The organism is Streptomyces sp. 13-12-16, from assembly GCF_002114215.1.
Lineage (GTDB): Bacteria > Actinomycetota > Actinomycetes > Streptomycetales > Streptomycetaceae > Streptomyces.
This window is the reverse complement of the sequence record NZ_NCTE01001108.1, coordinates 1-1,438: the sequence shown is the minus strand read 5'-3', so window position 1 is coordinate 1,438 and position 1,438 is coordinate 1. Positions and strand designations below refer to the sequence as shown.

Genomic DNA, 1,438 nt, shown 5'->3' with positions numbered 1-1,438 from the left:
GCGGCGGGAACGGCCTCTTCCTGTACCTGGTGCTCGACGGCAGCCGGGCCAACCTGGCCATGGCGCGGCACCAGCTGCGCCGGATCGAGTCCGAGCTCGAGGTCTGATCCGGCAGCGGGCCGCACAGGTACACCGTCGCGTCCGCCGGGACGTCGATCCCCGCGAGGTCCATCAGGCCGCTGCGGGCGTCGCGCTCCTCCGGGCCGGGACGCTCGTACCAGAAGACCGCCTCCGCGTCGAGCAGCGCGTTCACGATCTCGCGGGTCTCGACGCGCAGCGCGTGCTCGGCGGGCGAGCCGTCGGCGTGCAGGACCAGCACCCGCCGGGTCGAGCCGGTGGCGGCCAGCCGGGCGAGCATGCCCAGCATCGGGGTGCAGCCGATGCCGGCCGAGACCAGGACCAGCGGGGTGTCGGCCTCGTCGAGCGCCACGTCACCGGCGGGCACGGACAGCATGAGCTCGTCCCCGGTGCCGGTCCGTTCGTGCAGCAGGCCGGAGACCTCGCCGTCCGGTGCGCCGTCCGCTCCGGCGACCCGCTTGACGGTGATGCGGCGCAGATCGTCCCCGGGGTCCGAGGACAGGCTGTACTGGCGGAGCTGGTGCACCCCGTCGGGCATGAGCACCTTCACGCTGACGTACTGGCCCGCGCGGGCCGGCGGGGCGGGCTCGCCGTCGGCGGGGCGCAGCAGGAACGACACCACGTCGTCCGTCTCCTCGTGGCGCTCCACCACCGTCCACGGGCGCCAGATGTCGCCCGGTTCGACACCGGCGTCGTGGTACAGGCGCGCCTCCTGCGCGATGAGGGCGCCGGCCATCAGCCAGTACACCTCGTCCCAGGCGGCGGCGACCTCGGGCGTCACCGCGTCGCCCAGCACCTCGGCGATCGCGCCGAACAGGTACTTGTGCACGATCGTGTACTGGTCGTCGGTGATCCCGACCGCCACGTGCTTGTGGGCGATCCGGGACAGCAGGGCGTCCGGGCGGGTGTCCGGGTCGGCGAGCAGCGCCTGGGCGAAACCGGCTATGGACCCGGCGAGCGCCCGGCGCTGGGCGCCGCTGGCCTGGTTGCCCCGGTTGAACAGGCCGTCCAGCAGCTCGGGCCGGTCACGGAACATCGAGCCGTAGAAACGCGTGGTGATCTCGTCGAGGGCCCCGGCCACGGCGGGCAGGGTGGCCCGCAGTACTGCGGCGGACTCTTCGGACAGCATGAAGTCTCCCAAAGGCGGGACGGGGGAAGCGGGTTGGACCGCGGATCCGGACCGGCGGCAGCACCTGTATAGCAACCCGACACGCCTGTTTCCGCGGGTAACGGGGCCGCTGGGGGCAACGCGGGACCGTCGTCCCGCCGGAAGGGGACCTCCGGCCCCGGAGGACGGCCGGGGGACAGGGCCGACCGGCCCGTCCGGCGCGGCGGGCCGCCCGCCCGCCCGTGGTCCCCG

General features: G+C 74.1%; 1 pseudogene. It reads right to left on the bottom strand.

The features are described from left to right. Window positions 1-109 precede the first annotated feature (109 nt). Window positions 110-1,207: pseudogene (locus B7767_RS35970) on the bottom strand (globin domain-containing protein); the annotation flags it as partial. Window positions 1,208-1,438 lie beyond the last annotated feature (231 nt).